Origin of the sequence: Pseudomonas sp. ML96 (assembly GCF_000761545.1) — a bacterium.
Classification (GTDB): Bacteria; Pseudomonadota; Gammaproteobacteria; order Pseudomonadales; family Pseudomonadaceae; genus Aquipseudomonas.
On sequence record NZ_JPMY01000007.1, the window covers coordinates 1 to 19,854 of the forward strand.

18 protein-coding genes are annotated in these 19,854 nt (G+C 64.7%); 14 read left to right on the plus strand and 4 right to left on the minus strand.

Going from position 1 to position 19,854, the window contains the following annotated elements; genetic code table 11:
• The first annotated feature begins 210 nt into the window (after nt 1-210).
• The 4 genes from IP89_RS05465 to IP89_RS05480 all read left to right on the plus strand — a co-directional run bounded on the left by IP89_RS05465 (nt 211) and on the right by IP89_RS05480 (nt 2,903).
• On the plus strand, nt 211-750 hold the full coding sequence (locus IP89_RS05465; protein WP_043308241.1) for a TetR/AcrR family transcriptional regulator: 540 nt from the start codon (nt 211-213) through the stop codon (nt 748-750).
• 42 nt (nt 751-792) lie between these two features.
• Nucleotides 793-1,656, plus strand: a complete 864-nt coding sequence (locus IP89_RS05470) for an alpha/beta fold hydrolase (RefSeq protein WP_043308242.1) — start codon at nt 793-795, stop codon at nt 1,654-1,656.
• 150 nt (nt 1,657-1,806) lie between these two features.
• Complete coding sequence (locus IP89_RS05475) at nt 1,807-2,457, plus strand: bifunctional 4-hydroxy-2-oxoglutarate aldolase/2-dehydro-3-deoxy-phosphogluconate aldolase (protein ID WP_043308243.1); 651 nt, start codon at nt 1,807-1,809, stop codon at nt 2,455-2,457.
• Nucleotides 2,454-2,903 carry a thioesterase family protein gene (locus IP89_RS05480; protein ID WP_043308244.1) on the plus strand — a complete coding sequence of 150 codons (450 nt, stop codon included), beginning with the start codon at nt 2,454-2,456 and terminating at the stop codon, nt 2,901-2,903. Before IP89_RS05475 ends, IP89_RS05480 begins: the two co-directional genes overlap by 4 nt.
• On the opposite strand, the gene IP89_RS05485 is transcribed toward IP89_RS05480, so the two are convergent.
• On the minus strand, nt 2,900-3,295 hold the full coding sequence (locus IP89_RS05485) for a hypothetical protein (RefSeq protein WP_043308245.1): 396 nt from the start codon (nt 3,293-3,295) through the stop codon (nt 2,900-2,902). The genes IP89_RS05480 and IP89_RS05485 overlap by 4 nt on opposite strands.
• 93 nt (nt 3,296-3,388) lie before the next feature.
• On the opposite strand from IP89_RS05485, the gene IP89_RS05490 reads away from it, so the two are divergent.
• A complete protein-coding gene (locus tag IP89_RS05490) occupies nt 3,389-4,357 on the plus strand; it encodes a tRNA-dihydrouridine synthase (RefSeq protein ID WP_043308247.1) in 969 nt (322 codons plus the stop codon).
• Here the strand turns inward: IP89_RS05490 and IP89_RS05495 are convergent.
• The gene (locus tag IP89_RS05495) at nt 4,354-5,100 is read right to left on the minus strand and encodes an SDR family oxidoreductase (RefSeq protein WP_043308249.1); all 747 of its coding nucleotides are present in this window, start codon (nt 5,098-5,100) and stop codon (nt 4,354-4,356) included. The two genes, IP89_RS05490 and IP89_RS05495, sit on opposite strands and share 4 nt — an antisense overlap.
• Before the next feature lie 110 nt (nt 5,101-5,210).
• On the opposite strand from IP89_RS05495, the gene IP89_RS05500 reads away from it, so the two are divergent.
• Nucleotides 5,211-5,660, plus strand: coding sequence for an Hsp20 family protein (locus IP89_RS05500; RefSeq protein ID WP_043308250.1), 450 nt, complete (start codon nt 5,211-5,213; stop codon nt 5,658-5,660).
• Nucleotides 5,661-5,718: 58 nt separating this feature from the next.
• Here the strand turns inward: IP89_RS05500 and IP89_RS05505 are convergent, their stop codons facing one another.
• A complete protein-coding gene (locus IP89_RS05505; RefSeq protein ID WP_371261934.1) occupies nt 5,719-8,637 on the minus strand; it encodes an EAL domain-containing protein in 2,919 nt (972 codons plus the stop codon).
• Nucleotides 8,638-8,746: 109 nt separating this feature from the next.
• Nucleotides 8,747-9,625, minus strand: coding sequence for a LysR family transcriptional regulator (locus IP89_RS05510; RefSeq protein WP_043308254.1), 879 nt, complete (start codon nt 9,623-9,625; stop codon nt 8,747-8,749).
• A gap of 176 nt (nt 9,626-9,801) precedes the next feature.
• Between IP89_RS05510 and leuC the strand changes: the two genes are divergently transcribed.
• The 8 genes from leuC to IP89_RS05550 all read left to right on the plus strand — a co-directional run bounded on the left by leuC (nt 9,802) and on the right by IP89_RS05550 (nt 19,796).
• Nucleotides 9,802-11,229, plus strand: a complete 1,428-nt coding sequence (leuC, locus tag IP89_RS05515) for a 3-isopropylmalate dehydratase large subunit (RefSeq protein ID WP_043308256.1) — start codon at nt 9,802-9,804, stop codon at nt 11,227-11,229.
• An 11-nt stretch (nt 11,230-11,240) separates the two neighbouring features.
• Entirely contained in the window at nt 11,241-11,888 is a 648-nt protein-coding gene (gene leuD / locus IP89_RS05520) for a 3-isopropylmalate dehydratase small subunit (protein WP_043308258.1), read from the plus strand.
• Nucleotides 11,889-11,901: 13 nt separating this feature from the next.
• Entirely contained in the window at nt 11,902-12,984 is a 1,083-nt protein-coding gene (gene leuB / locus IP89_RS05525; RefSeq protein WP_043308260.1) for a 3-isopropylmalate dehydrogenase, read from the plus strand.
• Nucleotides 12,985-13,041: 57 nt separating this feature from the next.
• On the plus strand, nt 13,042-14,154 hold the full coding sequence (asd, locus tag IP89_RS05530; RefSeq protein ID WP_043308261.1) for an aspartate-semialdehyde dehydrogenase: 1,113 nt from the start codon (nt 13,042-13,044) through the stop codon (nt 14,152-14,154).
• A gap of 102 nt (nt 14,155-14,256) precedes the next feature.
• Nucleotides 14,257-15,261 carry an aspartate-semialdehyde dehydrogenase gene (locus tag IP89_RS05535; RefSeq protein ID WP_043308263.1) on the plus strand — a complete coding sequence of 335 codons (1,005 nt, stop codon included), beginning with the start codon at nt 14,257-14,259 and terminating at the stop codon, nt 15,259-15,261.
• 153 nt (nt 15,262-15,414) lie between these two features.
• Nucleotides 15,415-18,255 carry a FimV/HubP family polar landmark protein gene (locus IP89_RS05540; protein WP_043308264.1) on the plus strand — a complete coding sequence of 947 codons (2,841 nt, stop codon included), beginning with the start codon at nt 15,415-15,417 and terminating at the stop codon, nt 18,253-18,255.
• 3 nt (nt 18,256-18,258) lie between these two features.
• The gene (gene truA / locus IP89_RS05545) at nt 18,259-19,119 is read left to right on the plus strand and encodes a tRNA pseudouridine(38-40) synthase TruA (protein ID WP_043308266.1); all 861 of its coding nucleotides are present in this window, start codon (nt 18,259-18,261) and stop codon (nt 19,117-19,119) included.
• 56 nt (nt 19,120-19,175) lie between these two features.
• Complete coding sequence (locus tag IP89_RS05550; RefSeq protein WP_043308268.1) at nt 19,176-19,796, plus strand: phosphoribosylanthranilate isomerase; 621 nt, start codon at nt 19,176-19,178, stop codon at nt 19,794-19,796.
• Nucleotides 19,797-19,854: the final 58 nt, after the last annotated feature.

A 19,854-nucleotide genomic window follows, 5' to 3' on the forward strand; every position in this document is an offset into this window, starting at 1 on the left:
GGACACCGCCCTTTCACGGCGGTAACAGGGGTTCGAGTCCCCTAGGGGACGCCACTTTCTTTCCGCGTTTTGCGGACTTCAAGGGTCATTCTTCGGAATGGCCCTTTTGTTTTTTCTGGCATTTGATTTTGACGACGAGCGGTCGCAAAGAGCGCTTGCGGGTTTTTATTATGGTAATAATATTAAATACATAATTTCATGGAACCTGCCATGAGCGCCAAGAAGACGAAAACCCGCGAACGCATCCTCGGCGCCGCTACAGCAGCGTTGATCCAGCGCGGCCCGCTGGAGCCAGGCCTGGGTGAGGTGATGGCCGCAGCCGGCCTCACGGTGGGCGGTTTCTACGGCCACTTCGAGAGCAAGGACTCGCTGATGCTGGAGGCCTTTCGCCAATTGCTCGAACGGCGCCGGCAGATGCTGCGGCAACTCGACGACAGCCTGGGTGCCGAGGAGCGCCGCGTGCTGGCCGCGGCGTTCTATCTGTCGCGTAAACATCGCGATGCCGGTGCCGATGCCTGTCCGCTGCCCAGCACTTTGGCTGAGGTCGGTCGTCTGCCCGAGCCGTTTCGCACGGTGCTGATCGAGCATGTCGAGCTGCTGGTGGCTGAGTTGGCCGGCCGCCCGGAAGACATCGACAAGGCGCTGGCGGACCTGGCGCTGATGGTGGGTGGCCTGAGTTTGGCGCGGGCGCTGGGCGAGGGTGAGCTGTCCGATCGAGTTCTGCGCGCCGCCAAGTCGGCGGTGCTCTGAGGCATGCCCGTACGGCGGGCTTTTTGTGGAAGGAGAAGCGAGATGAGTAGCCTGAGCTGGGTTCGTGGTTTCAATGCCACCGTTGGTCGACTGGCGCCGGATATGGCGGCCAGCAAGATGCACCGCGCCTTCCTGACGCCGCATGAGCAGCCACCACGCGACTGGGAGCTGCCGCTGCTGGCCGATGCCGAGCGCATCACTCTGCGCTTCGGCCTGTCTGCGTTGCGCTGGGGGCAGGGTCCGGCTGTGCTTCTTCTGCATGGCTGGGAGGGGCGACCGACCCAGTTCGCCGAGCTGATCCGCGCGCTGGTCCGTGCCGGCTATGGCGTGGTCGCGCTGGATGGTCCGGCCCATGGCCATTCGCCGGGACATGAGGCCAATGTGGTGCTGTTCGCCCGCGCGCTGCTGGAGGCGTCCAGCGAGCTGCCACCGTTGAAGGCGGTGATCGGCCATTCGCTGGGTGGTGCTGGAGCGCTGCTGGCCACGCAGCTTGGTCTGCGCACCGAGGCGCTGGTGACCATCGCCGCGCCTGCGCGGATTCTCGGGGCTCTGCGCCGCTTTGCGCATTTCGTCGGCCTGCCCAAGCAGGCGCGGGCGCGTTTCGTGCGCATGGTCGAGGAGAGCGCCGGCATGCCAGCCGCGCAGCTGGATGTGGAGCGCTATCGCCTGGACTTCCCTGGGTTGGTCATCCATGCCAAGGACGATCCCATGGTGCCGTTTGCTGAAGCGCAGAACATTCACCAGGCGTGGGGCGAGAGCCGTTTGTTGGCGCTGGAGTCGGGTGGGCACAGCAGGACGTTGGCCGATCCGCAGGTGGTTGAAGCGGTGCTGGAGCTGCTTGGCAGTGCGGCTCTGAGCGAGCTGCAGGAGCGCCGTGCGGCAAGCGCAGCGGCTCTGGCCTCCTGATTGCGCTGGAACGCAAAGCGCTGCGGGCCGCTCTAAAACGTTACACTCCCCCCATGTATTCGGCGGGCCGGAGTTGTGCTCCGACCCGCTCCGGCTCCGTCACAGCAGACAATGCCGTTCGGGGCTGGAATCTCGATGAGGGGAAATGACATGACTCTGACCATGGAAGCGGTGCTGCAGCGGGCCCGCCCGGTGTTGCCGGTTTTGGTAATTGAGGACAGCGATCTGGCTGTCGATCTGGCGCGGGCGCTGTATGCCGGCGGTATCAGTGTGCTGGAAGTGACCTTGCGTACGCCGCGGGCGCTGGATGCGCTGGCGGCCATTCGCAAGGCCCTGCCGGACCTGCTGGTGGGGGCGGGGACGGTGATCCACGCCGAGCAGTTCCAGGAGGCTCGCGATGCGGGCGCGCAGTTCACCGTCAGCCCCGGCTGCACCGAGCGCCTCGCGGCGGCGGCGGACGATTCCGGCATGCCCTACCTGCCGGCGGTGATGACGCCTTCCGAGGTGCTGCTGGCCCTGGAATACGGCTACCGCTCGCTCAAGCTGTTCCCGGCCAATGGCAATACCAGCGTGAAGATGCTCAAGAGCTTCAAGGGGCCCTTCACCGGCATTCGTTTCTGCCCGACCGGTGGCATCACTGCGGACAACCTGTCGAGCTTCCTGCGCCTGCCCAACGTGGCCTGCGTCGGTGGTACCTGGATCGCACCGGACAACCTGATTCGTGCGCGTGCCTGGGACCAGATCACCCAACTGGCCAGCGAGGCCTGTGCACTGGCAGCGAGCCTGGAGGCGAAGTCGTGAGCTGGGATCTGCCACAGCCCTTCGTCATCGACCTGCAAGTGGTGGCCGACGACATCGACGGCCTGGGCCACGCCAATAACGCAGTCTATGTGAGCTGGCTGGAGCGCTGCGCCTGGCGCCATTCGCAGCACCTGGGCCTGGACCTGGCCGAATACCGCCGTCTGGACCGGGCCATGGCCGTGCTGCGCCACGAGATCGACTATCTGGCTGCCGCCTATGAAGGCGAAGAGCTGCAGATGGCGACCTGGATCGTCGAGTCCGATCATAAGCTGAAGATGACCCGGCGCTTCCAGCTGTGGCGCCCGGCTGATGCCAGCACCCTGCTGCGCGCGCAGACCATCTTCGTCTGTATCGAGCTGTCCAGCGGCAAGCCCAAGCGCATGCCGGTGGAATTCACCGAGGGTTACGGTCAGGCGCTGCTTGAGCCCTATCCGCTAGAGCTCTAGTTGAGCAGCGGGGCGAGGAATACCTGCCCCGGCTTGACCATGATCGCGAACTGGCGGGTCTCGCCTGGGCCGAGCAGCACTGATTGCGTGGGGCCGGGGCCCTGGCCACCGCAATAGCCGGCGGAGGAGATGGCCACCGCAACACTCAGAGTGCCGCTGGGCAGGTCCAGGGCCTTGCGCTCGCCGGGGCCGAGCGTCGCGGCGATCTCGCGGTTGACGTACAGCTCCACATCGCAGGCGTTGGGCGCGTTGTTGTCGCGGCTGAATATCAGCCGCCCGGGTTCACCGGCCACCGGGTCCGCCGGCTGCACCAGAACACCCCGGGGCAGGGTTTCATCGGCCTGGGTCAGGCTGGCAAATAGGCTCAGAGCGAGTAGCGTGTGACGCAGCATGCGGGATCTCCCTTTGGTCTCCTGCAGTGTGGACCATCTTGCGCCGCGCGAGTGGCACCTTAAACTGTGCGCCCTATTTCTGCGGACGATCCCATGCAAATCGCCCTGGCCCCCATGGAGGGGCTGGTCGACGAGATCCTGCGCGATGTGCTGACCCGTGTCGGCGGCATCGACTGGTGCGTCACCGAATTCATCCGTGTCTGCGACCGCCTGCTGCCCGAGGCCGCCTATCGCAAGCTGGCGCCCGAGTTGGCCGATGGCGCGCGCACCCTGGCGGGCACGCCGATGCGCGTGCAGCTGCTCGGCTCCGATCCCGTTTGCCTGGCCGATAACGCCGCTTTCGCCTGCACCCTGGGCGCGCCGGTGATCGACCTCAACTTCGGCTGCCCGGCCAAGACGGTGAACAAGTCGCGTGGCGGCGCGGTGTTGCTCAAGGAGCCGGAGCTACTGCACTCGATCCTGTGCGAGGTGCGCCGCGCCGTGCCGGCCGAGATCCCGGTGACCGCCAAGATGCGTCTGGGCTTCGACAGTCCGGATGGTGCGCTGGACTGTGCGCGAGCCCTGGCCGAGGGCGGCGCTGATCAGCTGGTGGTGCACGCGCGGACCAAGGTCGACGGCTACAAGCCGCCGGCGCATTGGGAGTGGGTGGCGCGGGTGCAGGAAGTGGTCAAGGTGCCGGTATATGCCAACGGCGAGATCTGGACGGTCGAGGACTGGCGCCGTTGCCGCGAGATCAGTGGCGCCGAAGACATCATGCTCGGCCGCGGTCTGGTCTCGCGCCCGGACCTGGCCCGGCAGATCGCCGCCGCTCGCGCCGGCCAGGAAGTCGGGCCGATGAGCTGGGACGAACTGCTGCCGCTGCTCCAGGACTTCTGGCTACAGGCCCGGCGCAAGCTGGCGCCGCGCTACGCGCCGGGGCGTCTCAAGCAGTGGCTGGCGATGCTCACCCGCAGCTACCCGGAGGCCGTGGCACTGTTCGCCGAGGTGCGCCGGGAGAATGACTGTCTGCGCATCGACCAACTGCTCGGTGCGCCCGAAGCGGCCCTGGCTGAGAGTGCCTAGCGGCCTCCGCTGACATCGATAAAGGTGCCGGTGCAGTAGGACGACTGCGCCGAAGCCAGCCACAGGATCGCCTCCGCCACCTCCTCGGGCCTGCCGCCACGCTGCAGCGGTACGCTGCCCTTTAGCCGCTCGATACGTCCCGGTTCGCCGCCGGCGGCGTGGATATCGGTCTCGATCAGGCCGGGGCGCACGGCGTTGACGCGGATGTCGTCGCCCGCCAGCTCGCGGGCCAGGCCGATGGTCAGGCTGTCCACTGCGCCTTTGGCCGCCGCATAGTCGATGTATTCATTGGGCGAGCCGAGGCGGGCGGCCATGGACGAGACGTTGACGATGGCGCCGCCGTCGCCGCCCTGGCGGCTGGACATGCGTCGGATCGCCTCGCGGCAGCAGAGGAAGGTGCCGATCACGTTGGTGTGGAGCACCCGCTGCCAGCGCGCCACGTCCATCTGCTCCAGGCGCATCTGCCGCTCCAGCATGCCGGCGTTGTTCACCAGTGCGTCAAGGCGGCCGTAACGAGCGTCGAGTTCGGCGAACAGGCGCAGCACATCCGCTTCGCTGTCGACGTCCGCCTGCACAGCATGTGCGCGGCCGCCGGCAGTGTTTATCTCGGTCGCCAATGCCTCGGCGGCCTCGGCCTGCTGGCGATAGCTCAGCAGCAGGTCGTAACCCTGACACGCGGCGAGGCGGGCGGTGGCGGCGCCGATGCCGCGACTGGCACCGGTGATCAGCATCACTTTATTCATCTGCAATTTCCTGCCCTTGAAATCCGCAGCGGGGCTCCCATCTATTTCAGGCGGGATGCCGAAGTCGGGTCCCGCGACCAAACACTTGCTGATTATTCAGGAGATGCACCATGAGCAACGTCCTTTCCCTGGCCCCGCTGTTCCGCCATTCCGTGGGCTTCGACCGTTTCAACGATCTGTTCGAGTCGGCGCTGCGCAGCAGCGAGAGCGGCAGTTCCTACCCGCCCTACAACGTCGAGAAGCATGGCGATGACCAGTACCGCATCGTAGTCGCGGCCGCCGGCTTCCGTGAAGAAGACCTCGAACTGCAGGTCGAGCGTGGCGTGCTGACCGTCACCGGTGGCAAGCGCGAACGCGCCGCCGAGAGCGTCAGCTTCCTGCACCAGGGCATCGCCCAGCGTGGCTTCAAGCTGTCCTTCCGCCTGGCCGACCATATCGAGGTCAAGAACGCGGCACTGGACCATGGCCTGCTGAACATCGAACTGGTACGCATCGTGCCGGAAGAGGCCAAGCCCAAACGCATCCCCATCGGCGGCGAGAAGCCGGTGCTGCAAGGCTGATCGAGCCAGCGCTGTAGAGAGAAGGGCACCTGCGGGTGCCCTTCTTCGTTTCAGGCTCTCAAGCGCGGCGGCTGGCCAGCAGCAGATCGTGGAATTCCAGCAGCGGTACCGGCTTGCTGAACAGATAGCCCTGGTACTGGTGGCAGCCCTGCTGCAGGAGGAACTCCAGCTGTTCCGGCTGTTCGACGCCCTCGGCGATCATCTGCAGGTTGAGGCTGCGCGCCATGGCGACGATGGCGCGGATGATCTCGGCGTCGTTGGGGTCGGTGGTGGCGTCGCGGACGAAGGACTGGTCGATCTTCAGCACGTCCACCGGCAGGCGCTTGAGGTAGGTCAGCGAGCTGTAGCCGGTGCCGAAGTCGTCCATGGCGAAGCTCAGGCCGAGCTTCTTCAGGCGGTGCATCTTGGCGATGGTGTCGTCCAGGTTCTGGATGACGATGCCTTCGGTGATTTCCAGCTTGAGCATGCGCGCCGGCAGCTGGCTCTGCTGCAGGCTGCGTTCCACGCGCTCGACGAAGTCGTTCTGGCGGAACTGCCGGGGGCTGATGTTGACGCACAGCTGGAAGCCGTCGCGGCTGATCAGGCCGTCACGCAGCAGGCGCGAAGTGGCGTGGCAAGCTTCGCTGATGACCCAGGCGCCGACTTCGAGGATCAGGCCGCTCTCTTCCAGCACCTGGATGAACAGCGCCGGCGACTGCGGGCCGAGGGTCGGGTGGTGCCAGCGCAGCAGCGCCTCGCAGCCGATCACGCTGCCGTCGCGGGCGTCCACCTGGGGTTGGAAGTACAGCTCGAACTCGCCGCGGGCCAGCGCCAGGCGCAGGTCGCTCTCCAGACGCAGGCGCTCGCTGGCGGCGTCCTGCATGGCCTTGCGGAAGATCTGGATGGTGTTACGCCCGGAATCCTTGGCTCGGTATAGGGCGATGTCAGCGCGCTTGAGCAGATCGGTCGGGTTGTCGCCATGGTCGGGAATCAGGGCGATGCCAATGCTCGGCGTGACCTGCAGGCGATGGCCGTCCAGCAGCATGGGCTCGGCGAGCAGGCGGCGCAGTTTCTCCGCCACCTGGCGCACCTGGCGGTTGATCTCGGTGCGGCTGCCCTCCAGGCCGGAGATCAGTACCACGAACTCGTCGCCGCCCAGACGCGCCACGGTGTCTTCCAGGCGCACGCTGGCTTCCAGGCGCGCGGTGACCATCTTCAGCACGGCGTCTCCCACCGGATGACCGAGCGAGTCGTTGATGTGCTTGAAGTGGTCCAGGTCGAGGAACAGCAGGGCACCGTGCAGGTCGTGGCGCTTGAGCAAGGATATCTGCTGGGTCAGGCGGTCCATCAGCAGGGCGCGGTTGGGCAGGTTGGTCAGCGGGTCGTGGTAGGCCAGGTGCTGCACCTGGGCCTGCGCTGCCTTCAGCTCGCTGATGTCGCGGGCGTTGAGCAGCAGGCAGGGCGTGTTGTTCAGCTCGATGGGCTCGACGGAGACCTCGACCAGCTTGATGCTGCCGTCGCGGTGCTGGCCGTGCATCTCCAGGTGGTGGGCGCGACCCTCGCTGCGCACCAGTTCCACCATGCGCGCGCGCTCCTCGGGGTGAGCCCAGACGTTGAGCTCGTGGGCGCTGCGGCCGATGACTTCGTCGGGGCGGTAGCCGGTGAGGCGGCAGAAGCCCTCGTTGACCTCGATGTAGCGGCCACTGTCGCGCTCGGTGATGGTGATGGCGTCCGGGCTGGAGTGGAAGGCCTTGGCGAACTTCTCCTGGCTGGCCTTTAAGGCGGCTTCGGCCGACTGGCGCTCGGTGATATCGCGGAAGGTGGTGGTGATGCACAGCTGGCGATCGACACGGATGAAACGGCTGGATACCACGCAGGTCAGCTCGTGGCCATCCTTGGTGCGATAGCGCGCCTCTTCATTGCTCAGGCCCTGCTGCTCGGTCAGCTTGTTGAACAGTTGCTCGCGTTGCTGGGTGTCGGCCCAGAAGCTCAGCTCGGCCGAGCTGTGGCCGACGATTTCCTCGGGCTGCCAGCCGAAGGTCTGGCAGAAGCTCGGATTGACCTCGATGAACATGCCGTCGCGGATGCGGGTTACGCAGATCGGGTCCGGGCTGGCCTGAAATAGGGTGACGAACTTCTCCTCCGAGGCGGCCAGGCGCTGCTCGCGCTGCACGCGCTCGGTGATGTCCATGAGGATGCCGGCCATGCGCAGCGGCTCGCCCTGGCCGTCGCGGTAGAGCTTGGCGGTGCTCTCCAGGTAGCGCATCTCGCCGCTCTCCAGGCGTGCGCGGTAGGTCACCTGGTAGTCGCGCTGCACGCCGTCCACAGCATCGCGGTAGGCCTTGCGCATGATGGCGCGGTCTTCCTCGGGGACGTGCTGGAAGAAGCCGCTGAACTCGCCGTGGAAGGGCTCGGCGATCAGGCCGTGCAGGGTGGCGGCGCGTGCCGAGCCATAGAGCATGCCGCTGGGGATGTGCCAGTCCCAGGTGCCTAGGTTGGCCGAGTCCAGGGCCAGGGTCAGGCGTTCCTGGCTGTCGCGCAGGGCCTGTTCCTGTTCCTGCTGTTCGGTGATCTCGCGGATGACCCCGAACACCTGCTTGCGGCCGTTGGCATCCAGTTGCGGGCGGCCGCTGATTTCCAGCCAGTGCAGGCTGCCGTCGGGCCAGCGGATGCGATGGCGCATGGCATCGGGAATGGTCTTGCCGTCCAGCACCTGCTGGAACAGGCGCTGGACCATGGCGCGGTCTTCTTCGGGGATCAGCTCGATGTAGTCGACCCGCTGCTCCAGCGGGTGCTTGGGGTCCAGGCCGAACAGGGCCTGGGCGCCGCGTGACCAGTTGACCTTGCCGCTCTCGATGTCCCAGTACCAGGCACCCAGGTGCGCGCCGGTCAGTGCGGCGAGCAGGCGCGGGGCGTCCTGCCAGGTCTTCTCGAACTCGGCGGGGTCCAGGGCTGGGATATAGGGGAAGGGCGGCAGCTTGGGTTTGGACATTGCGATTCTCGTCCGGTGCTTGGCACGTCATGGCCGCCTGGTTGCAAGGGGCGTGGTAGAGGCATGCAAGCGTCTTTCTTATCGTTATGCCGCCACGTTAGCCGCTGATCGACTCTCAAGGCAAGCGACGTTGCTCATCGAGCAGGGCCATGAAGGCTTTGGCCGCGTTGGACAGAGTTCGTTCGCGGTGCAGGATGTAGCCGAGGCGGCGCTGCAGCTGGATTCCGGGCAATGGCAGGCGCACCACCTGGTCGTCGAGCATGGTGCGCGGCAGCACGCTCCAGGCCAGGCCGATGGAGACCATCATCTTGATGGTCTCCAGGTAGTTGGTGCTCATGGCGATGTTGGGCGTCAGGCCCTGGGCCTGGAACAGGCCCTGGACGATGTGGTGGGTGAAGGTGTTGCCGCCGGGGAATACCGCCGGATGCAGGGCCACGTCGGCCAGGCTCACGGCGCCATTGCGCGCCAGCGGGTGCTCGGGGGCGGCGACGAAGTCCAGTGGGTCGTCCCATACCGCCACCGCATGCACCGGCTCGCGGGTCTCCGGGGCCAGGGTGATCACCGCCAGCTCGGCGCGGCCGTGCAGGATCTCCTCGTAGGCGACTTCGGAGTCGAGGAACTGGATGTCCAGCGCCACCTGCGGATGGGCACGGGTAAAGGCCCGCAGCAGGGGCGGCAGACGGTGCAGGCCGATATGGTGACTGGTGGCCAGGGTCAGGCGGCCGGACACCTCGCCATTGAGGTTGGTCAAGGCGCGGCGGGTGTCGTCCAGTACATTGAGAATCTGGTAGGCACGCGGCAGCAGGGCGCGGCCGGCCTCGGTCAGGCTTACTTCGCGACCCAGGCGATCGAACAGACGGGTGTTGAGTTGCTGCTCCAGACCGGCGATGCGTTTGCTCACGGCCGGCTGGGTGAGGAACAGGCGCTCAGCGGCCTCGGAAAAGCTGCCGGTCTCGGCGATGGCGATGAAGGCATTGAGGTTGGCCAGGTCCATGGTTATTCCGTTCGGCTGCAAGTGCCTGGCGGTTATATCGCATCACATTCCAGTCAGGAATGTTTTGGATAAAAAATATGAATTGGAGTTATTTGATCCGAATCCCTAGGATCGCCACATCAGCAGAAGGGTTATAAGCCCTCAGCAAGCACATGACCTGATCGAGGACATAGCAGATGGCCGGCAAGACGCTCTACGACAAGCTCTGGGAAATGCACGAGGTGAAGCGCCGCGACGATGGTTCGTCGCTGATCTACATCGACCGGCAGATCCTCCACGAAGTGACCTCGCCCCAGGCCTTCGAGGGCCTGCGTCTGGCCGGGCGCAAGCCGTGGCGCATCGACGCCAACATCGCCACCCCGGACCACAACGTACCGACCACCAAGGCCGAGCGCCAGGGCGGTCTGGAGGCCATTGTCGATGAAGTGTCGCGCATCCAGGTGCAGACCCTCGACGAGAACTGCGACGACTTCGGCATCCTTGAATTCAAGATGAACGACAGCCGCCAGGGCATCGTCCACGTGGTCGGCCCGGAGCAGGGCGCCACTCTGCCGGGCATGACCGTGGTCTGCGGCGACTCGCACACCTCCACCCACGGTGCCTTTGGCGCCCTGGCCCATGGCATCGGCACTTCCGAGGTCGAGCATGTGCTCGCCACCCAGTGCCTGGTGGCCAAGAAGATGAAGAACATGCAGGTGCGCGTCGAGGGCAAGTTGCCCTTCGGCGTCACCGCCAAGGACATCGTCCTCGCCGTGATCGGCAAGATCGGCACCGCCGGTGGCAACGGCCACGCATTGGAGTTTGCCGGCAGCGCGATTCGCGACCTGTCCCTGGAAGGCCGCATGACCATCTGCAACATGTCCATCGAAGCCGGTGCCCGCGTCGGCCTGGTGGCGGTGGACGAGAAGACCATCGCCTACGTCGAAGGCCGCCCGTTCGCGCCCAAGGGCGGTGACTGGGACAAGGCAGTCGCCCAGTGGCGCGGCCTGGTCTCCGACGAGGATGCGGTGTTCGACACCGTGGTCGAGCTCAAGGCCGAAGACATCAAACCGCAGGTCAGCTGGGGTACCTCTCCGGAGATGGTCCTGGCCGTCGACCAGAACGTGCCGGACCCGGCCGTCGAGGCTGACCCGGTGAAAAAGGATTCGATCACCCGTGCCCTGAAGTACATGGGCCTGACCGCCAACCAGGCGATCACCGACATCCAGCTGGATCGCGTGTTCATCGGCTCTTGCACCAACTCGCGTATCGAAGACCTGCGCGCCGCCGCCGAAGTGGCCAAGGGCCGCAAGGTCGCCGCGACCGTCAAGCAGGCGCTGGTGGTGCCGGGCTCTGGCCTGGTCAAGGCGCAGGCCGAGCAGGAAGGCCTGGACAAGATCTTCATCGAGGCTGGTTTCGAATGGCGTGAGCCGGGCTGCTCCATGTGCCTGGCGATGAACCCGGACAAGCTGGGCAGTGGCGAGCATTGCGCCTCCACCTCCAACCGCAACTTCGAAGGCCGTCAGGGCGCCGGTGGTCGTACCCACCTGGTCAGCCCGGCCATGGCCGCCGCCGCCGCGGTGACCGGTCGTTTCATCGACGTGCGTGAACTGATCCAGGCCTGAGGAGCTAGATGATGAAAGCCTTTACCCAGCACACCGGTCTCGTCGCGCCGCTCGATCGTGCCAACGTCGACACCGATCAGATCATCCCCAAGCAGTTCCTCAAGTCGATCAAGCGCACCGGCTTCGGCCCCAACCTGTTCGACGAGTGGCGCTACCTGGATGTCGGTCAGCCCAACCAGGACTGTTCCCAGCGCCCGGTGAACAAGGACTTCGTCCTCAACTTCCCGCGCTACCAGGGCGCCAGCGTACTGCTGGCCCGCGAGAACTTCGGCTGCGGCTCCTCCCGTGAGCACGCGCCTTGGGCGCTGGATGAGTACGGCTTCCGTACCGTGATCGCGCCGAGCTTCGCCGACATCTTCTTCAACAACAGCTTCAAGAACGGCCTGTTGCCGATCGTGCTGAAAGACGAAGAGATGGACGAGCTGTTCCAGCAGGCCGAAGCCACCGAGGGCTACCAGCTGACTGTGGACCTGGCTGCGCAGACCGTGACCCGTCCGGACGGCAAGCAGTACCACTTCGAGGTCGATGCCTTCCGCAAGCACTGCCTGCTCAACGGTTTCGACGATATCGGCCTGACCCTGCAGGACGCCGAGGCGATCAAGGCTTTCGAAGGCAAACATCAGCAGAGCAGCCCGTGGCTGTTCGGCGCCATCAAATAATCAAGGAACATCCATGAGCAAGCAGATTCTGGTTCTCCCTGGCGATGGTATCGGTCCGGAGATCATGGCCGAGGCGGTCAAGGTGCTGAACCTGGCCAACGACAAGTACGCGCTGGGCTTCGAGCTGTCCTTCGATGACCTGGGTGGCGCTGCCATCGACCGCTACGGCGTGCCGCTGGCCGACGAGACCCTGGATCGCGCACGCGCTGCCGATGCCGTGCTGCTCGGCGCCGTTGGCGGTCCGAAGTGGGACACCATCGATCCGGCCATCCGTCCGGAGCGCGGTCTGCTGAAGATTCGTTCGCAGCTGGGCCTGTTCGGCAACCTGCGTCCGGCCATCCTTTATCCGCAACTGGCCGAGGCCTCCAGCCTCAAGCCGGAAGTGGTTGCCGGCCTGGATATCCTCATCGTTCGCGAGCTGACCGGCGGCATCTACTTCGGCCAGCCGCGCGAGAGCAAAGTGCTGGAGAACGGCGAGCGCATGGCCTACGACACCCTGCCGTACAGCGAGAGCGAGATCCGTCGCATCGCCAAGGTCGGTTTCGACATGGCTCGCGTGCGCAACAAGAAGCTGTGCTCGGTGGACAAGGCCAACGTGCTGGCTTCAAGCCAGCTGTGGCGCGCCGTGGTCGAGGAAGTGGCCAAGGACTACCCGGATGTCGAGCTGTCGCACATGTATGTCGACAACGCCGCCATGCAGCTGGTCCGCGCGCCCAAACAGTTCGACGTGATGGTCACCGACAACATGTTCGGCGACATCCTCTCGGACGAAGCCTCGATGCTCACCGGCTCCATCGGCATGCTGCCGTCGGCCTCGCTGGATGCCAACAACAAGGGCATGTACGAGCCGTGCCACGGTTCCGCGCCGGACATCGCCGGCAAGGGCATCGCCAACCCGTTGGCGACCATCCTGTCCGTGTCGATGATGCTGCGCTACAGCTTCGGCCAGACCAAGGCCGCCGATGCCATCGAGCAGGCCGTGAGCCTGGTGCTGGATCAAGGCCTGCGCACCGGCGACATCTGGTCGGAAGGCAAGACCAAGGTCGGTACCGCTGCCATGGGCGATGCGGTAGTCGAGGCGCTGCGTAGTCTGTAATCTTTCCGGCCCCGTCCAGCTATCAGGGCGGAGCCGCTTATAGAGGTGTGAGTCGTTATGAAACGTGTAGGTCTGATCGGTTGGCGCGGTATGGTCGGTTCCGTGCTCATGCAGCGCATGCTGGAAGAGCGTGACTTCGACCTGATCGAGCCGGTGTTCTTCACCACTTCCAACGTCGGCGGCCAAGGCCCGGCGATTGGCAAGGACGTCGCTCCGCTGAAGGATGCCTACAGCATCGACGAGCTGAAGACCCTCGACGTGATCCTGACCTGCCAGGGCGGCGACTACACCAACGAAGTCTTCCCCAAGCTGCGCGAAGCCGGCTGGAACGGCTACTGGATCGACGCGGCCTCCAGCCTGCGCATGGCCGATGACTCGGTGATCGTGCTGGACCCGGTCAACCGCAAGGTGATCGACCAGTCGCTGGACGCCGGCACCAAGAACTACATCGGCGGCAACTGCACCGTCAGCCTGATGCTGATGGCTCTGGGTGGCCTGTACGAGGCCGGTCTGGTCGAGTGGATGAGCGCCATGACCTACCAGGCGGCCTCCGGTGCCGGCGCGCAGAACATGCGCGAGCTGATCAAGCAGATGGGCGCGATCAATGCCTCCGTAGCCGATGAGCTGGCCGACCCGGCCAGCGCCATCCTCGACATCGACCGCAAGGTTGCCGAGGCCATGCGCGGTGAGTCGTTCCCGGTCGACAACTTCGGCGTGCCGCTGGCTGGCAGCCTGATCCCCTACATCGACAAGGAGCTGCCCAACGGTCAGAGCCGTGAAGAGTGGAAGGGCCAGGCCGAGACCAACAAGATCCTCGGTCGCTTCAAGAGTCCGATCCCGGTGGATGGCCTGTGCGTGCGCATCGGCGCCATGCGCTGCCACAGCCAGGCGCTGACCATCAAGCTGAACAAGGATGTGCCGATGGGCGACATCGAGGGCCTGATCAGCCAGCACAACCCCTGGGTCAAGCTGGTGCCGAACACCCGCGAAGCCAGCATCCGCGACCTCGGTCCGACTGCCGTCACCGGCACCCTGAGCGTACCGGTCGGTCGTCTGCGCAAGCTCAACATGGGCTCGCAGTACCTCGGCGCCTTCACCGTCGGCGACCAGTTGCTGTGGGGCGCTGCCGAGCCGCTGCGCCGCATGCTGCGGATCCTGCTGGAGCGTTGATCGCTGCGGTAGTGCCAGAGGGCCGGTCAGTGACCGGCCCTTTTTATTTTCCGGGCCGGACGAGTAGAGTGCCGGCCATCCGCTATTCCCTCGAGGCCTTCGATGTCCAAGACTTTTGATATCGCCGTGATCGGCGCCACCGGTACCGTCGGCGAAGCCCTGGTGCAGCTGCTGGAGGAGCGCGAGTTTCCGGTCGGCACCCTGCACCTGCTGGCCGGCAACGATTCCGCCGGTCAGGCCGTGCCGTTCCGCGGCAAGAATCTGCGGGCACGAGAGTTGGCAGGCTTCGATTTCGCTCAGGTGCAGCTGGCGTTCTTTGCCGCCGGCGAGGATGTCAGTCGCCAGTACGCTCTCCAGGCGCATGGTGCCGGCTGCTCGGTGATCGACCTGAGCGGCGCTCTGGAACACGCTCTGCCGGTAGTGCCCGAGGCCAATGCCGAGGTGTTGGCCGGCGCGACTGCTCCATATCTATTGCTCAGCCCGGCTCCGGTCGCCACCGCTTTGGCGGCCGTGCTGGCGCCACTGCGTGCCAGTGTCGATCTGCGCCGCATCACGCTGAACGCAGTGCTCTCGGTATCCAGCCTGGGCCGCGCCGGCGTAACCGAACTGGCCCGCCAGACCACCGAGCTGCTCAACATGCGTCCCTTGGAGCCGCAACAGTTCGACCGCCAGGTAGCGTTCAACCTGCTGGCCCAGGCTGGCGCGTTGGGCGAGGGCGGTCACGCCAGGATGGAGCTGCAGATCGCCCTTGATCTCAAGCGCGTACTGGCTGTCGATGGGCTGAAGGTTTCGGTTAGTTGCGCCGTGGCGCCGGTATTCTTCGGTGACAGCCTGGCCGTTTCTCTGCAGCTGGCCGAGCCAGTCGAGGTGGCCGAAGTGGCTGCGTTGCTGGAGCAGCAAGCGGGTATCGAACTGGTGGAGGAGGGCGATTATCCGACCGTGGTTGGCGATGCGGTGGGGCAGGATGAGCTGTATGTTGGACGGCTGCGCAGTGGCATGGATGATCCGGCCGAGCTCAATTTGTGGATTGCGTCAGATAATGTACGAAAAGGCTCTTCGCTCAATGCTGTGCAAATTGGTGAGTTGTTGATAAAACACTATCTGTAAAAGATACTTAGCCCCAAATTTGAAGAATTATTCTAGCTTGGCAATACTGTTTTGGTAGTTCGCTGACGGGGAGCCGCTTTCGGGTGGGTGCAGGCAGCGCGCTTCAAATCCTCTCGTTCGACGAGAAAAAAAGATAAAACAAGGGATTACGCTATGGTTCGGGTTCGCAAACTGGTGCTGGCAATTGCGGCTGCTTCCGCGCTGACCTCCGGTACGGCACATGCACTGGGGCTGGGGGAGATCGACCTGCAGTCCTCGCTGAGCCAGCCTCTGGTGGCGGAAATCGAGCTGCTCGAAGTGCGCGATCTGGCGCCCAACGAGGTAATCCCCGCGCTCGCCTCTCCGGAGGAGTTCAATAAGGCGGGCGTCGATCGTCAGTACTTCCTGACCGATCTCAAGTTCACCCCGATCATCAAGGCCAACGGCAAGAGCGTGATTCGCATCACCTCGACCAAGCCGGTGCGCGAGCCTTACGTCAACTTCCTGGTCGAAGTGCTGTGGCCCAACGGTCGCCTGCTGCGCGAGTACACCCTGCTGCTCGACCCGCCCATGTATGCGCCGACTCCGGTAGTCAGCACCGCTCCGCGTCTGCCAGTCGCCACTGCCCCGGCTCCGCGCCCGCAGACCGTGGCACCGACTCCGCGTCCGGTCACGCCGTCCGCCAGCGCCCCGGCTCGTCCGGCTGCGCCGGTCGCACCGACCCCGGCGGCCGCACCCGCTGCGGCCAGCAAGATCGATGGCGATCAGTACAAGACCACTTCCAATGACACTCTGTGGGAAATTGCCCAGCGCAGCCGCCAGGGTGGTTCGGTGCATCAGGCCATGCTGGCCATCCAGGATCTCAATCCGGGTGCCTTCGTCGACGGCAATATCAACCGCCTGAAGAGTGGTCAGGTACTGCGCCTGCCGACCGATTCCCAGGTCAAGAGCCGCAGCCAGAGCGAAGCACTGGCCCAGGTCAGCGAACAGAACAATGCCTGGCGTGAAGGCCGCAGCCTGGCTGCCAACACTTCCCGTCAGCTGGATGCGACCAAGCGCGACAGCGCTGGCGCGGCGCCGGCCAAGGCCGATGCCAAGGACAGCCTGAAACTGGTTTCCGCCGACAGTGGCAAGTCCACCGCCGGCAGCGACAAGGGTAAAGGCGACAGCAAGGCACTCAGCGATCAGCTGGCTGTGACCAAGGAGAGCCTGGATTCCAGCCGTCGCGAGAGCGAAGAGCTGAAAGGTCGCCTGGCCGACCTGCAGAGCCAGCTGGACAAGGCTCAGCGCCTGGTCGAGCTGAAAGACAGTCAACTGGCCAAGCTGCAGGCCGATCTGGCCCAGCAGAGCAAGGCTGCCGCTACTGCCCAGCCTGCTGCGCCGGCAGTGCCTGCGACTCCGACACAACCGGAAGCTGCCAAGCCGGCCGCACCGGTGGCGGAGACCAAACCAGCCGAAGTGAAACCGGCCGATAAGCCGGTCACTACCGACTTCAATTACGAAGAAGGCGCAGCCAAGACCGAACCGGCCAAGCCAGCTGCCGAAGCGCCTGTCACTCAACCGGTCAAGCCAGTCGAGGCTCCGAAACCAGCCAAGCCTGCAGAGGCAGCTAAGCCGGCCCAGCCTGCCAAGCCGGTTACTCCTGCTAAAGAGCCGGAGCCGCAAGGTCTGGTCGATCAGGTGCTGGCCAACCCCATGCTGCTCGGCGCAGTAGGTGGCGGTGCGCTGCTGGTGCTGCTGATCGGTCTGATGGTGCTGTCGCGTCGTAATGCGATGAAGGAAGCCGAGCTGCAGAGCAGCCTGAGCGCCGATTCGTCGGACAGCGCCTTCGCTAATGACATGGATCTGCAGGACGACAGCTTTGCCGGTCTCGGCGACGCTGCCGACGATACCCAGCTGCGCGAGTCGGCCGAAGAGCGTGTTGCGCCGCAGACTGCCGATGCCCTCGGTGAGGCAGATATCTACATCGCCTACGGCAAGTTCACTCAGGCTGCCGAACTGCTGCAGAACGCCATCAATGACGAGCCGCAGCGCAGCGATCTGCGCCTGAAGCTGATGGAGGTTTACGCCGAGCTGGGTGATCGTGACGGCTTTGCCCGTCAAGAAGACGAGCTGCGCGAAATCGGTGGCGCCGCCGGTGCAGTCGATCAGCTGAAAGCCAAGTATCCGCTCATGGCCGCAGCAGCTTTCGCCGCTGGTGGTGCAGCTGCCGCTGCCGATGATCTGGATAGCTTCAGCCTCGACGATCTGACGCTGGATGAGCCGACTGCTGCTCAACCGGCCGCCGCTTCCGCGGATCTGGACGATTCTTTCGACCTGAGCCTGGACGATCTGGATGTAAGTCTCGATGAGCCGGCCGCTCCTGCTGTTGCTGAAACGACCCTGGATGACCTGGAGCTGGACGCAGGCCTGGACTTCGATACACCAGCTGCACCGACCAGCGCCGCCGCTGACATGGACTTCGATCTGGAGCTGGGTACTGACAGCACCAACGACAGCCTGTCCCTCGGTGACGATCTGGCTGACTTCAGCCTGGATCTGGAAACCGAGAGCAAGCCGTCCGAAATCGCCGCCGAAGATGATTTCATGCTGAGCCTGGATGACGAGCCGGTTGCCCCTGCCACTGCTGCGCCGAGTGCTGAGGTCGATCTGGATATGCCGGCCGACTTCGATCTGTCGCTGGCCGACGAGGCTCCGGTGGCTGCGGCCGAAGACAGCTTCGCCGCTCAACTGGACGAGGTCTCTGCCGAGCTGGATCAGCTGAGCAATGGCCTGGCCGATGAACTGCCGGCTGCCCAGCCGGAAGCGGCTTCCTCTGCAGCGGGTCTGGATATGGACGACGACTTCGACTTCCTCTCGGGTACCGACGAGACCGCCACCAAGCTGGACCTGGCGCGCGCCTACATCGACATGGGTGACAGCGAAGGCGCCCGCGACATCCTCGACGAAGTGATTGCCGAGGGTAGCGAAGGTCAGCAGCAGGAAGCGCGCGAGTTGATCGGCAAGCTGAGTTGATCCATGGTTGACGCAGTATCACCAGGGGCGGCCGAAGTGGCCGCCCCTGGCGTTTTCAGAATTGCCCTCGGCATCGAGTACAAGGGGGCGCGTTATCGCGGTTGGCAGCGCCAGGACAATAGTGGCGTGCCCACGGTGCAGGCTGCTCTGGAGAAAGCGCTGTCGCAGGTCGCCGCCGAGCCGATCAGCGTGATGTGTGCAGGGCGCACCGATGCCGGAGTGCACGCCAGTGGCCAGATCGTGCACTTCGATACTCGTGTCGAGCGCCCGCTCAAGGCGTGGATCATGGGGGGGAACGCGAATCTGCCGTCGGATATCAGCGTGACCTGGGCCAAGGTCATGTCGGCAGACTTCCATGCCCGCTTCAAGGCTTTCGCCAGACGCTACCGCTATGTGATCTACAACGACCAGATTCGCCCGGCGCACATGGCCGAAGAGGTCACTTGGAATCATCGGCCGCTGGATGTGGCGCGCATGCGTGAGGCGGCTGCCCATCTGGTTGGCACTCACGACTTCACCTCGTTCCGCGCCGTGCAATGCCAGGCCAAGTCGCCGGTGAAGACGGTGCATCACCTGGAGGTGATCGAGCACGGCCGCTTCATCGTCATCGACGTGCGCGCCAACGCCTTCCTGCATCACATGGTGCGCAACTTCGCGGGCGTGCTGATGACCATCGGTGCCGGTGAGCGTGAGCCAGCCTGGATAAATGAGGTGCTCGAGGCCCGTGATCGTCGGGCCGGTGGCGTGACGGCGCACCCCTACGGCCTGTATCTGGTGCAGGTGGAGTATCCGCAGGAGTTCGAGTTGCCGCAGCGCTACCTGGGCCCGCATTTCCTTTCCGCATTGCCGCAAAGCTTCGGCTGAATCTGCGCCCGGGCTTTGCTACCATCGATTTTTAGTTTCCAGAAGGTGCCTGCACGTTGACAGCCGTTCGCGTCAAAATCTGCGGAATCACCCGGGCCGAGGATGCCTTGGCGGCGGTCGCTGCCGGCGCCGATGCCATCGGTCTGGTGTTCTATGCCAAGAGCCCCAGGGCGGTCGACGTCGAGCAGGCGCACAGCATTCTGGCCGCGCTGCCGCCGTTCGTGACCACGGTGGGTCTGTTCGTCGACATCGAGCGTGCCGAGCTGGAGCGTATTCTAGCGCGTGTGCCGCTGGATCTCCTGCAGTTCCATGGCGATGAGTCGGTGCAGGACTGCGAGGGCTTCAATCGTCCTTACATCAAGGCGCTGCGGGTCAAGGCTGGCGACGATATCGCCGCCCAGGTGAATACCTACCCGAGTGCCCAAGGCATTCTGTTGGATACCTACGTTGAGGGCGTTCCCGGCGGAACCGGCGAGGCGTTCGACTGGTCTCTGGTGCCACAGGCGCTGAGCAAGCCAGTGATTCTGGCGGGTGGTCTGCGTCCGGATAATGTCGCAGCGGCCGTGGCTCAGGTGCGTCCCTACGCTGTGGATGTCAGTGGTGGGGTCGAGGCGAGCAAAGGCATCAAGGATGCGGAAAAGATTGGCGCGTTCATTCGCGCGGCGCGTGGCGTTTGATGTGACGACGGGCGGATGCCTGCCGTCCATAAGCCATTGTGCCTCGGCCGGAGGCTGG